The organism is uncultured Methanobrevibacter sp. (assembly GCF_902764455.1).
Classification (GTDB): domain Archaea; phylum Methanobacteriota; class Methanobacteria; order Methanobacteriales; family Methanobacteriaceae; genus Methanocatella.
In genome coordinates this window covers 1-14,478 of record NZ_CACWVY010000007.1, presented here as the reverse complement: position 1 = coordinate 14,478, position 14,478 = coordinate 1, and the positions used below count along the sequence as shown (strand labels likewise).

Here is a 14,478-nt window from a genome sequence, read left to right as displayed (position 1 = left end):
TTATCCCATAATTGTTTTTATCAATCCGACGGTTCCTGTCATCATCACGTCTCCTCCAGGAGCTGCATGATGCCAGTCAAGATTTGTTTTTTCTATTAATTCTCTTTTAGGTCCGCTTACAATAACTTTTTCTATTTTTGAAATAGGATTTAATACATGTGCGCCATGACCATGGTCATTATATACTTCTTCATGTGTAATTTCACCTGAAGCAAGTCTTTTTATATATCTTTCAAGTGATTGCCCTGTTAAACTAGAAGTGTGATGTTCAAAAACTCCCTGTATTTTTCCATTTTCAATTGATGCAGCTGTTGTATGGCCATTTCCTATGTCTATTGCAATAAAGCTGTTTAATTTTTCAGCCAATTCATCATAACACATTCCAGCTATTGATGCGAACTTTGTATCCATTACCATTGGTGTATCTTCAATTCCTTCATTTTTAATTTGTCTTTTTACAGCATGCATTCTTGTAAAGTATTCCGGAACGTTTTCTGTAAAGCCAAATTCAAGTGGGGATATAGGTTTTGATACTTTTTCTCGTATCTTTTCAAATCTGAAATCCCTGTCTCCCATATTTTCATTGTATCCGTGGTCTTGAACTGCAATTGCAATTTTATCAAAATCAAACTCAAGGTCATATCCGAGAAGGAACTGTGATAATTTTGTAATGTTTATATCACCCAATGTTATTTTTGAATAATCTTTGAAGTCTTTTTCGTTTTCTGATATTTTGATTCCGAATGACTTTACCTGTTCAAGATTGTCCCTTATTGTTCTGGCACATACTGGATGCATTACCACATCATATCCCTTTTCCATGTGTTCGAGGATTGTATTTTTTATTTTTCCTCCACCCATTATTTCTCCTTTGAAATAAATGTCATTTTCTGTTTCCCTTATTTTTTGGGATACAAATAAATGTGGAGAAGGTAATACTAACTTTATTGCGTTTTCCAGTTCTTTTTCGCTGTCATAAATCATTATATCCTGAGTTCCTGTTCCGACATCAATTGCTAAAATTCTCATGATTTTAAATTGTATCTTATATTATTAATAATTAAACTGTACATATTTGTACAACAAAGTTTTATATAGTACATTAATGTAATTATTATTATGGATTACAAAATTACCTTAAACTCAAATGAAGTGCCAAAAGAATGGTACAATATTAATGCTGATTTACCTGTAGAACTTCCTATGCCAATCAACAGTGAAGGAAAAGATCAGATTGCTTCTCTTCAAAAAGCCTTTACAAAAGCTGGATTGGAACAGGAATTTTCCCAGGAAAGATATATTAAAATACCTAAAGAAGTACGTAAGCTTTATATGCAAATGGGCAGACCTTCTCCATTATTTAGAGCTACTAAATTGGAGGAATACCTTAATACTCCTGCCAAAATTTATTATAAACGGGAAGATACTTCACCAACGGGTTCACATAAGTTAAATTCTGCAATTCCTCAAGCATTTTTTGCAAAAAAAGAAGGTGTAGAAAGATTAACTACAGAAACCGGTGCAGGCCAATGGGGTACTGCTTTGTCTCTTGCATGTAATTTGCTTGATTTAGACTGTACAGTATATATGGTTAAAGTTTCCTTTAATCAAAAACCTGACCGTAAGAATATTATGCAAATCTATAACGGTAATGTATATGCTTCACCAAGTGAAAATACCAATGTAGGACGCCAGATTTTAGCAGAAAATCCGGACCACCCTGGTTCTTTAGGTGTAGCTATTTCAGAAGCTATGGAAGAGGCATTAGAAAATGATGATGTCAAATATACTCTTGGTAGTGTATTAAATCAGGTCATGCTCCATCAAACCGTTATTGGTCAGGAGCTTAAAAAACAATTGGAAATTGCTGAAGAGACTCCTGATGTAATGATTGCCTGTGCCGGCGGTGGAAGTAACTTTGCTGGATCTTTGTTCCCATTTATTAAAGACAAGATTGAAGGAAATAGTGATACACAGTTTATTGCTGTTGAACCTAGTGCTTGTCCTACATTAACAGAAGGTTCTTATGAATATGACTTTGGTGATGTAAACGGATTTACTCCTATGCTTAAAATGTTTACTTTAGGTCATGACTTTGTTGCTCCTTCTGTTCATGCTGGTGGATTAAGATATCATGGAATGTCACCTCAAGTATCTTTATTAACCAAGGAAGGATATATTGAACCTAGATCTGCTCATCAAAGGGATGTATTTGAAGCAGGAATTACTTTTGCTCGTAATGAAGGTGTATTACCTGCTCCTGAAACTACACATGCAATCAAAGTTGCTATTGATGAAGCATTGAAATGCAAACAAACCGGTGAAGAAAAAACTATTGTACTTAACTTCTCAGGTCATGGTATGTTGGACTTAAAAGGATATGCTAGCTATTTTGAAGGAACAATGCAAAATGCTAAATAATCCTTCTTTATTTTTTTTATATTTTTTTACTTATAAGTTATAACTTATAATTTTTTTTCTTTAGTTATAACTTATAACTAATAACTTGCAAGTGTTAAGTGTTAACTTATATGTGAAAACGAATAATTTATAAGATAGAAGTTATAAAATATAACTTATATGTTAAAAGTTAGTTATGATAAGTTATTTCTTAAAACTTATTTTTTATAACTTTGAAGTTTTAACTTAAAACTTAATTCCTATCCCTTAGAAGTTAGAACTTAGAAGTTATTTCCTTTAAGTTATAATTAAGAAGTAATAACTTAGTTCTTTTAACTTATACTGAATAACTTAATTGTTATTCATTAAAATATAGAATTTTTAAGTTATAATTCATAACTGATAACTTAAAACTTATCAGAAATAGGAGAATTCTTTAATGAGTGAAGTAATTGCGGTGATGAATCAGAAAGGGGGTTGCGGTAAGACAACTACTGTTGTAAATACTGCGACATCTCTAGCAGTGATGGGAAAGTCTGTTTTAGTGGTTGATATGGATCCTCAAGCTAATGCTACAACTAGTTTTGGGATTGATAAAACTACAATAGAAAATACAATCTACGATGCCATCATTGGGGATATTAGTATTAAAAAAGCAACAATTCCTACGTTTATTAAAAATTTGTTTATTATCCCAAGTAATATATCCCTTAGTGGTGCTGGTGTGGAGCTTTCTAAACGAGAAAATTATCATATAATTTTAAAGGAAACTCTTAAGGATGTAGTCCCATTATTTGATTATGTTTTCATCGATTTACCTCCTTCTTTAGGTGTCATAACAGTCAATGCATTAGTAGCTTCCGATAGTGTTTTAATACCTATCCAAGCTGAGTATTATGCGCTTGAAGGAGTGGCTGATTTAATTAATACAATTCAATTAGTCGAAAAGAGACTTAGAAGTCCAACCCCAATTAAAGGAATTCTCCTAACTCTATATGATAAGAGAACCAGATTGAGTAAAGATGTTCATAAAGAATTGAAAAACCACTTTAGTGAAAGTAATCTATTGTTTAAAACCATTATTCCAAGAAACATCAGATTGGCTGAAGCACCAAGTTTTGGTAAACCATGTTTAATTTATGATCCAGACAGTACTGGAACTAAAGCTTATTTAAAATTAGCAAAAGAAATCCTTAAACGTGATGAGGAGGATGTATAATGCCTCGTAAAGGTCTCGGAAAAGGATTAGATTCTCTAATTCCTGAATTTTATGATGAAGATTTTGACAGTAATTCTACTCCATCATTAGAGGACATGCTAAATGAAAAGGATGAGGAACCTCAGGTAGAGGAATCTCCAAAAAAAGAAGAAGATAAGGTAGAAGATTCTCCAAAGGATGAGGAACCTAAGGCAGAGGAATCTCCAAAGGAAGAAGAAAAACCAAAAAATATATTTGAAGAATTAGAGGATGAGAAAAATGTGGAAGAGACTGATACTAATTCCGATAGTGATGAAGAAATCAGACAAGAAAATCAGCAAGAGGGAACTGTTGAGCGCGATGAGCAGTCCGAGGACATATCTGGCGAAGACAGCAGTGAAGGAAATGTACAAGAATCACAAGAAAAACAAATAGATACTGCTCATGTTGATGAAGTTAAAGAAATTGTTAATAAGAATCCTAGAATTACACTCTGGTCTGCAAGATCATCAGCAGTATTCAGGTACCTGCGTAAAACCGAGCCTGAATTCAGTATTTCTAAAGAGGCCTCAACCTTAATTGATGAGGCTGTCTCCAAAAAATATCCTGAAATATGGAAATTATTTGAGGAGTTTTAATATACTTTTTTTTTATTGTAAATTTTACACTTGAAATGATAGATTGTATATTTTTTCTATAATATATTGTAACCTTATTTTTTTCTATAATATCCTGAATATATTGACAATTTATCATATATGGTGATTCTTTTATTTGGTAAATAATCGAAGGATAATGTTAAAAATCAAAGGTAGTCTGATATTGTCCGCTTATTTTTATATATGGCTCAGCTCTATCCACTACAACACCTAATTTTCTAAGCTGCTCTTTATTTTTAAATGGTGATTTTTTTCTAATAGAAATTATTTGACGGGCTGATTTTACACCGATACCAGGGACTCTGACAAGTTCTATTAGTGGTGCGGAGTTGATTTCTACTGGGAATATATCCATATTTTTTGCAGCTAAAATTTTAGGATCCTGTGTAAGGGACAACTTGTCATTTTCATCAAATACAAGTTCTTTAACGTTATAATGATAATCATTAAGTAGACTGTCTGCATTATATAATTTGGAGGTTCTATCAGTAGAACAGGCTTGTTTATTTGAAAATTCTGTTTCTTCGATTGGGGTAAATGCTGAAAAATATGTTCGTTTTAGTTCTGATTTTTTGTAGATTTTTTCCATTCTAGTGAGAATTTCCTTGTCACTTTCATCATTCGCACCGACAATCAGTTGGGTGGTATGGGTAGAATTTGGATATGTTGTACTTTTGTGCTGTAGAGAATTTATCCATGAAAGCCTTCTTAAAATATCCTTATTGTAGTCTTTAGTTGATGAAAGTTCTGCAAGACCGGATGGAGTTGCCGCTTCAATGTTTATGCTGACCCTATTGGCAAGTGCCATTGCCCTTCTGATAGAATCTTTACTTGCACCAGGTACAACTTTGAGATGAATATAGTCATCATAACCATATTTTTTACGAAGAAGTTGAACAGTTTCAATCTGTTTTTCCATTGTGGAGTCAACATCACCAGTTATTCCTGAACTTAAAAAAAGTCCGTTTACAAGACCTCTGTTATAGTATCCTAAAAATGCTCTGGCAAGTTCTTCCGGTGACAGTTCAAGCCTTGTAAAGTTTCTTTTTGACTGATTAATACAGTATTTGCAGTCATTTTTACATTTATTTGTTAATAGAGTTTTAAAAAGAGGGATTTTACATCCGTTATGGCCGATGGCTTCATAAATCCCAGGCAGATTTATTTGAGAGCTTTTATTGTGGCTGACATAGTCACAAAGATCATATTGTGCTGAATCTGTTAGGATTTTCATCTTTTCTAAAGTACTCATAATATATTATAATAGCTTATATTAAATAATGATTAGTTTTACAATATATTTTTTTGTAGGGTTCCGATATTTTATACTATAATAAATGATTTTCAGTATCAGTAATATTTTTTTAACATAACATTGAAGATTTTCAATTAACATTGTTATATTTTGATAACATCCATCATATAGCTAAATTGAATACTCCGTCTAAAAAATATCAAATAGACTCAAACTGTATATTTTTTAAAATTTTTTTTGCCAAACTGTATAAGTTTATATACTAAAAGATTTCAAAATAAATTTGTTATTATGAAAGTGGTATCTCCACTTGAGTAACATGCAAGAAAAATATTGTTATACAATATTAATTATTAAATATATAGAATGAATGAAATGAAAGGTGTCGACAATGAACTTGAAATCTGATATATTAAAATTATCCATAATATTTATGCTAATTTTAGTAATGATTCCTGTAGCTACTGCTATGGATTCAGAAGATGCTTTTTATATAGAGTATGATTATCCAGATGAAGAGATAATTGTCGAAGAGTATGACAACTTTGAAGAAGTTGATACTCAAGTTGACGTGTCTGAACAATATCATGATGAAGATTTTGTAGAAGATCAAACTCAGGAATATGAGGATGAAATACAAAATTCACATTATGAGGTCGAAGATGCTGTCGAAGTTCCAGAATCAATTGAAGATTCTGATGTTGTAACTCATTATGATGATATTCCCGAAGAAGATGCTGAATTCAATGAAGTGATTTCAAATGACTTGGGTAATATTGTAAAATACAATAATAATAGTAATGAGATTAGCCATGATGACTTAACATTGGATGATGTTAGTGTTGATGTACAAGGTTCATTCTTTATTTCAAATGATTTAACAGAAAATTATTACAATATAATAAGAGAATTATTCAATTATGAAACGACTACTTTAGAAGAGACGACGACGTCTTTAAATAATATAAATAAAGTTTTAGAATTGAAAGATATTCTTTTAACGAATGAGAAGATACAAACTTATTTGAACAATCAAAAAATTGCTGATTTAGATTGCAGTTTGAATGATTGTATTAATAAAATAACTAATGATTTTGCATACAGTATAGACAACTCTGTAGTTGGTGATGTAAATGGAATAATCATAGTTATTACTAACCCTTCTTTTTCTAATTTTGATCCTTGTTTTGATGCTGCTTTTTCTAGAAATTTTTTAAATGTCGAGTATTTTTTTGCTGGTGGTTTTCCTTTGATTGCTGCTGGGGATTTTTGTGAAATATGTTTTGGTGATGTTTTTTCTGGAAATTTATATGTTGAATATTTTGCTGGTGATTTTTTGAATGTCGAGTATTTTTTTGCTGGTGGTTATCCTTTTATTGCCGGTGATGATTTGTGTAAAATAGGTTTTGTAGAATATAATAAAGCATGTAATAATTATAATGTAAAATTTTGCCCTGCTATCGGGGGTAATGATAGCTAATTAATACGTTGGATTAAATAACTAATCTGTCCAATTCAATTGTTTAAAATTATTTCAAATGATTTTATGTGGTTGGGGTTGGAATTTATTGGTATGGTGATTATCAGGTCAGTTATTCTAGATCGCTTAAATGGTTTTTATATGGCTGATTTACAATAGTTATTTTAATTTAATATATTATATTTGAAAATTTATTATTTACAATATATTTTATATTGGTTCTTTTTTATCATATGTAGCGAGAGCTATGTTCAATTTTTCAGTAATTTTTTTATCCAGTTTGATAATTAATTTTTCTAAAATTGCAAACATTTATATACTATAAGTTTTATAATATTAATTAGTGCAGAAATGCATGACTTTCAATTCAATTCTATTTTTAATATATTATATGTATGCAAGTTTTTCTTCGAGACAATGAAAAATTTAATATTCATTTGAGAGGTAAAAACATGAAAATTTATGCGAAACTTTTAGTAATCGCTTTAGTATTTGCGATGGTTTTTGCTGTTGGATCTGTTTCAGCAGTTGAAAATGGTACTGCAGATTCAAGCGATTTAACTCTAGTTCCACATGAACAAGTTGTTTCAGTTCCTGATTCAACAGTTCAGGAGGCTGGAACAAGTGATTTAGAGACGTCTGAAGATGATACGAATGTTGAGAAAATATCATCCAATTCAGATGAAATTATTAATGTAACTGATTCTAACGTAAAAGAATCTTTAAAAATGACTAAAAAAGGAGGGCCTGTATTAGGGGCTTCCAACAATGTAGATGTTTTAGGTGCTAATCCTCCTATTATTCCCAAAGGAACTACTTTCCATAATATTTCTCAGGCGATCAGTTCAGCAAGTACTGGAGATATTATTGATTTAAATGGTTTAACTTACACTGGAAAAAGTCCTAGCAATCTTCCTACAACTAAAGCAATTACAATACAAAATGGTACTATTGATGGGAGAGATATTCAATCTAAAGAAATGGTAAGATATGATAATGTTATCCTTAAAAATATTCAGTTTATTAATTTTAACTATAATAATCCTGGATATGGAAGGGTATTTACATTTGTAAATTGTACTTTGGAAAATGTAAAGTTTTTAAATTCAAGTAATAATGTATTCAAAGGAATATTTTCAGTTTTATCCAGTTCTAAGGCTATTAATGTAGAATATGATAACATAATTTCCGGAACATGTGTTGCGGATTTGAAAAATTCCAATTTAACAAATGTGAACTTTACTAATTCTAAAGTCACTGATGATACAAATGAAACAGATACCGGTCAGTTTACTGTAATGATTAATAGTAGAATGGATAACTGTAACTTTATTAACACTTCATCCAATCAGCACTCTGGTGCAATATGTATGGCAGAAGGGGAAAATACAGTAATCAATTCTAATTTTATTAACTGTAGTGCATGGATTGGTGGAGCAATTTATGCGCATGGTGACTTTAATGAAAATAAAAAATATATAATTGAAAATTGTCAATTCATTAACTGTCATGCTAAAGCAGAAGGTGGGGCATTAGGTCTTTCTCACAATAATATGGATGTTAAAAACTGTGTGTTCATAAACAACACCGCTACAAAAGGTGCAGGTATTATGGTTGGAGGAATTAACTATCCTAAGGCTATTCATGGAAATAATACCCATGGACATAATATCACTATCGACAATTGTACTTTTAGAAATAATAACGCAACTGAAGAAGGTGGAGCTGTACACATTAGTGGTGATAACAATACATTTTTAAATTCAAAATTCTATTTCAATGAAGCTCCTGAAGGTGGTGCAGTTCACATTACTGGTGATAATGCTGCTGCAATAGATTCAATTTTTGACGATAACTTTGCACATGGAGGAAAAGGTGCTGCAATTTATGTTAAAGGAGATAATGCTTCTGTTGATCATTCAAAATTTACTAATCATGATTCAGATACTGGTACTGTTTATATTGAAGGAGACCATTTCACCTGTGATTACTCTGAATTTTATAATAACAACGCAACACATGGCGGTGCAGGAATTTATGTGGAAGGTGATTATTCACATGTGAACAATTCCAAATTTGAAAATAACAATGCATCAAGACATGGTGGAGCTATTCACTCCATAGGCAGTCATGCCAAAATCTTAAATTCAGAATTCAGAAACAATCATGCTATACCAAGTTCAACAGATCAGAACTATGGATTAGGTGGTGCTATATTTATTAATGGTAGGGACAATGAAATTTCATACTCTAAATTCAAACATAATACAGCACGTAACGGTTCTGCAATCTACAACAACGGTGATGATTTAATTTTAAATGATGATACTTTTGAAAATAACCAAGCATGGAGTTATTTCTTATTTACTGAAGCGAAACCTCCTGAATCTTATTGGGATGAAGATTTGGAAGTTTTAGTAAATGTTACTCTTGTAGCTGGTGACAACCTCATTAACGCTATTTATAATAATAGGACTGTTGATGAAGTCTATTTCCACAATGTAACATATACATTAAACCCTAATGAGCATTATCCGACAGGTATTAGAACAACCACTGACGCTGAAATTCACCCTGTGAATGGTGTTGAAAATAGTCATGACGGTAAGTATCTTTATCAGGATGCACGTGAGGACGACCAAGTTATTAAAGTTAATGTAACCTATAATAATGGTTTGGTCTATGAGTATCAAGGTAAAACCAATAGATTTGGTAATGTTTTGCTTTCACTTAAAAAGGAAAACATGACTGATCGTCAATTCCATCCGGGAGTTTATAACGTTACCGCAGAACACCCTGATGATGACATTTATACACATATTAAAAATTCCACCACTTTCACAATTAATCCTCATGTAGATGTAAGTGTTACAAAAACAAGTGACAAGGATGTTTACTTTGTTGGGGAAAATGCAATATTCACTATCAGAGTATATGGTGTTGGAACAAATGCAACAAACGTTAGAGTAAAAGATATCCTTCCAAAATCCTTGAAATTTGTTTCAGCTTCAGCTACAAGAGGTAGTTATGATTCAGTAAACAATGAATGGTATATTGGATTCTTACAACATGAAGGATCAGAAACATTAAAATTGACAGTTAAAACCACTGAACTCGGTACCTTTGACAATGTCGTTAATGTCACCTGTTATGAAAGGGACTGGAACATGTCCAACAATGTGGACAACAAGACCATTCATGTAGATTTATACTACACCAAAGAGGCTAATGTTACCAATACTTCCGCTGGCGAATATCTTGAATATTATATTAGAATATATAATGTCGGTTCAACTCTCTATAATGAGACTGTTAGAGTATATGATGTATTGCCTGAAGGAATCAGATATGTTAATTCCACAGTAGAGGGTGCAGTTTTGACTTATCATATTGGTTATCCTGATCAACAGGTTTGGGAAATTACCAACATTTCTGCTAAAACTCATGCTAAAATTACTATTAAGGCACTTGCATTGAAAGACGGTATCTGGAACAATACAGCTAGAGTTTGGGATTACCCTCCTGTAAACGCTACAGTTAATGTTACTTCCAGTGCTGATTTACGTATATTTAAGGAAGCTTCATCTGAATATGTAAATAAAGGTGATCTGGTTAATTGGACTATTATCGTTAAAAATGACGGTCCAAGTAAAGCAATGGACGTTTATGTTAGAGATGTCTTGCCGAATGGCCTTGATATATATGGAACTACTATTGCATCTAAAGGAAATTATAATAGGCTTAGAGGTGTTTGGACAATTGGTAATATGGATGTTGGTGAAATTGTAACTTTAACCATTCCAACCAGAGTAACTATTTCCGCTCATAACATTACCAATGTGGCTGTTGTTAACTCTTCAACTCCGGACCCTAATCCAACTAACAATGAAGACAATGATACAGTTTATTTCAATCCTGATGTGACTATTGAAAAAACCGTATCAACCAGGAAAACCTATCACGGCGATACAATCTCCTGGAATATTACTGTAACAAATAACGGTCCTAATGATGCAAGAAATGTATACGTAATTGATCAATTGCCTGTCGGATTAAGATTCGAGAATTCAACAAGACCAAATGACTATAATCCGGTTACTGGTAGATGGAATATTGGCATGTTAAAAGACGGCGAATCCATTACATTAATTATTAATACTAGGGTAACAATTTACGATGGATATATTTCAAATAACGCTACAGTAAACTCTTCCAATGACCGTGATTTAGACAACAATTATGATGATGATTATACTGAAGTTATAACCGAAGCTGATGTCGGCGTAGTTAAAATAGTATCTAATCAGACTTCCCACTATGGTGATGAAATAACTTGGTATATTTATGTTACCAATTATGGTCCTAATGTTGCTGAAAATGTAGTTTTAATTGATTATTTACCTATTTCTCAATTAATTCAAACAAGACAGCCATATGTATCTAAAGGACAAATTTCTCATGCAGGAATTACTGGAAGATGGGATATCGGAGATATGGCCGTAAATGAAACCCAATACATGGAAGTTTACACTAAAGTCATTGTAACTGATGCAACCATTATTAATACTGTAACAGTAAATTCAACAACACAGGACCCTAAATTATATAATAACAAGGCTGAAAATGGTACTGTTGTGCCTCCTGAAGCTGATGTTGCTGTAGTTAAAAAAGTAAATAATCTAACTCCAAACAAATATGATAATGTTGTCTGGACTATTACTATTGTAAATAACGGTCCTAATATGGCTGAACATGTTGTAGTTAGAGACATATTGCCGTCTGGTTTGGAATTTGTTTCAAACAGTGCTCCTGATATTGGTACATTCACTCATACTACCAATACCTGGAATGTCGGTAATTTGGATGTTGGTAAAAGACATTCCTTGAATATTACAACTAAAGTTGTTGATACTGGTAAAATCACTAATGAAGTAAACATTACCACTACAACCTATGATACTGATTTAACAAACAACTATGACAACGAAACAATTGATGTGCCGGCTATTGCTGATTTGGAAATTACAAAACTCGTATCCAACAAGACTCCTAAATACGGTGATGAAATTGACTGGACTGTAACTGTTCACAATAAAGGTCCAAACAATGCAAGAAATGTTGTTGTAAACGATAAATTGCCTGCTGGATTAGTTTATATAACTCACAAAGGTCCTGGATTATATGATCCAACTCAAGGAATCTGGCAAATTGGTGATTTGGGAATCGATGCAAGTGTAACTTTGACAATCAAAACCAGAGTAAATATTACTAACGCAACTATTACTAACGTTGCTGTAGTAACTTCCGATACTCCGGACAATGACACTTCAAACAACGAAGCTAACAACACTACTGATGTTGACCCAATGGCTGATTTGGCTGTTGTTAAAATTGTAAATAATCACAGTCCTCAAAAAGGAGATAATATTACTTGGACTATTGTAGTAGTAAATATTGGTCCTGATACTGCTATAAATGCTGTCGCTACTGATATATTGCCTGCTAATTTAACTTATGTAAGCCATAAGGGTAATGGTACATACAATCATAATACTGGCGAATGGACTATCGGTAACGTTGAAAAAGGCGGAGTCAGAGTATTGTACATTAATACCACTGTTGATGCATCAAAAGCTGTTATTACCAACATTGTAAATGTAACTTCACAGACTCCTGACCCAGACTTAACAAACAATGAAGATAATGCAACTATCGATGTAGGTCACCAAACCGATTTGGAAGTAATCAAAACAGTATCCAATGCAACTCCTAAAAAAGGAGATAAAGTTGTATGGAATATCACGGTCTTAAATCATGGTCCTGATGATGCAATTGATACACGTGTATATGATGTATTGCCTAAAGGATTAGTCTGGATTAGTGATGACAGTAACGGTGATTATAATCCTTCTACTGGTATTTGGACTATTGGAACATTACCTGTTAATAATAATGTAACATTATTAATTACCACTTTAGTTAATGTGTCCGGTCAAAACATTACAAATGTTGCAGAAGTTACCACAGATACCAATGATACTAACAAATCTAACAATAAGGATAATGACACTATCGATGTTGAAAACATTGCTGATTTAAAAGTTGAGAAATATGTAAACCCGGATGTAGTTGTTTCAGGTGAAACAGTTTATTGGACAATCTATGTGGAAAATCTTGGTCCTGATGTTGCAGTTGATGCATACGCTATAGATAAATTACCTAAAGAGTTAATTTTCGTTAAAGCTTATACTTTCTATGGTAATAGTAATAAAGGTGGTGGCAGATCTGGAACTGGTAATGAATATAATGCTACTACTGGTATTTGGACTATTGGAAACATGTCAACTGGTGATTATGGTCGTTTAACTCTTGAAACAATTGCAAACAGTACAATTGAAACTACTATCGTTAATAATGTATTTACAAATTCATCCACACCTGATTCAGATTATACTAATAATAAAGCTTGGAACAGTGTTGATGTAATTGTAGTTGCTGATTTGGAAATTGTTAAAACTGTATCAAACAAAAACCCTAAATTCGGTGAAGAAATCACCTGGACTATTACTGTATTCAACAACGGTCCTAGTGATGCAAAAGATGTAACTGTAACTGATAAATTGCCTGATGGTTTGATCTTTAAAAATTCTAATGGTACTTATGATAAAACAACTGGTATTTGGACTGTTGGAGATTTAGCAAATGGTAAATCTGTAAGTTTAGTAATTACTACTACTGTAAACATTACCAATGCAACTATTACAAATGTTGCTGTAGTAAACTCCACTACTCCTGATAACAATACTGAAAACAACAAAGCTAACAACACTACTGATGTAGACCCTGAAGCGGACTTGGAAATTATCAAATTGGTATCCAATAAGAATCCTAAATTCGGTGATGAAATTACTTGGACTATCGTTGTTACCAACAAGGGTCCTGACACTGCATTGGAAGTGTATGTAAGAGACAAATTGCCTGCTGGTTTAATATTAACAGAGTATTCAAAAACTAAAGGAATATTCGATGAAAATGACATGACATGGTACATTAAATCCTTGGCTAAAGGCGAATCACAAACTTTGAACTTGACCACTTTTGTTGATGTGACCAACAAAACTTTAGTCAACATTGTAAATGTTACCAATGACGTATATGATCCGAATAAAACAAACAACGAAGCTAACAATTCTACAGATGTAGGCCCTAGAGCTGATTTGGTTGTTGTTAAACTGGTTTCAAAACAAATTGTAAAAACTGGTGAAGTCATTACTTGGACTGTTACTGTAACCAACAAAGGTCCAGACACAGCTGTAAACACCAGAGTAACTGATATATTACCTGCCGGATTAATCTTTAAAGGATCTGATGGTAATTATAACTCTACTACTGGTATTTGGACTGTTGGAGACTTAGCTAATGGTGCTTCTGCAAGTTTAGTAATTACTACTCAGGTTAACATTACCAATGCAACTATCAGAAACGT

7 protein-coding genes are annotated in these 14,478 nt (G+C 32.4%); 5 read left to right on the top strand and 2 right to left on the bottom strand.

Annotation, left to right across the window (positions count from 1 at the left end; translation table 11 throughout):
• Positions 1–1,029 carry a DUF1786 domain-containing protein gene (locus tag QZU75_RS02660; RefSeq protein ID WP_296881402.1) on the bottom strand — a complete coding sequence of 343 codons (1,029 nt, stop codon included), beginning with the start codon at positions 1,027–1,029 and terminating at the stop codon, positions 1–3.
• Positions 1,030–1,119: 90 nt separating this feature from the next.
• Between QZU75_RS02660 and QZU75_RS02655 the strand changes: the two genes are divergently transcribed.
• From QZU75_RS02655 to QZU75_RS02645, 3 genes are all read left to right on the top strand, one after another.
• Positions 1,120–2,421: a TrpB-like pyridoxal phosphate-dependent enzyme gene (locus QZU75_RS02655; protein WP_296881401.1), complete on the top strand. Its 1,302-nt coding sequence runs from the start codon at positions 1,120–1,122 to the stop codon at positions 2,419–2,421.
• A gap of 418 nt (positions 2,422–2,839) precedes the next feature.
• Positions 2,840–3,619 (top strand): ParA family protein, encoded by a 780-nt coding sequence (locus QZU75_RS02650; protein WP_296881400.1) that lies wholly within the window; start codon positions 2,840–2,842, stop codon positions 3,617–3,619.
• Complete coding sequence (locus QZU75_RS02645) at positions 3,619–4,236, top strand: AAA family ATPase (protein ID WP_296881399.1); 618 nt, start codon at positions 3,619–3,621, stop codon at positions 4,234–4,236. Before QZU75_RS02650 ends, QZU75_RS02645 begins: the two co-directional genes overlap by 1 nt.
• A gap of 160 nt (positions 4,237–4,396) precedes the next feature.
• Here the strand turns inward: QZU75_RS02645 and QZU75_RS02640 are convergent, their stop codons facing one another.
• Positions 4,397–5,509, bottom strand: coding sequence for a radical SAM protein (locus tag QZU75_RS02640; protein WP_296881398.1), 1,113 nt, complete (start codon positions 5,507–5,509; stop codon positions 4,397–4,399).
• Between the two features lie 394 nt (positions 5,510–5,903).
• Between QZU75_RS02640 and QZU75_RS02635 the strand changes: the two genes are divergently transcribed.
• Positions 5,904–6,992 carry a hypothetical protein gene (locus QZU75_RS02635; protein WP_296881397.1) on the top strand — a complete coding sequence of 363 codons (1,089 nt, stop codon included), beginning with the start codon at positions 5,904–5,906 and terminating at the stop codon, positions 6,990–6,992.
• Positions 6,993–7,444: 452 nt separating this feature from the next.
• On the top strand, positions 7,445–14,478 hold a 7,034-nt coding region (locus QZU75_RS02630; RefSeq protein WP_296881396.1), incomplete at its 3' end, for a hypothetical protein.

Coding starts and splice junctions, on each gene's coding strand:
- QZU75_RS02660 (WP_296881402.1), bottom strand. CDS start 1,029: ATGAGAATTTTAGCAATTGATGTCGGAACAGGAACTCAGGATATAATG.
- QZU75_RS02655 (WP_296881401.1), top strand. CDS start 1,120: ATGGATTACAAAATTACCTTAAACTCAAATGAAGTGCCAAAAGAATGG.
- QZU75_RS02650 (WP_296881400.1), top strand. CDS start 2,840: ATGAGTGAAGTAATTGCGGTGATGAATCAGAAAGGGGGTTGCGGTAAG.
- QZU75_RS02645 (WP_296881399.1), top strand. CDS start 3,619: ATGCCTCGTAAAGGTCTCGGAAAAGGATTAGATTCTCTAATTCCTGAA.
- QZU75_RS02640 (WP_296881398.1), bottom strand. CDS start 5,509: ATGAGTACTTTAGAAAAGATGAAAATCCTAACAGATTCAGCACAATAT.
- QZU75_RS02635 (WP_296881397.1), top strand. CDS start 5,904: ATGAACTTGAAATCTGATATATTAAAATTATCCATAATATTTATGCTA.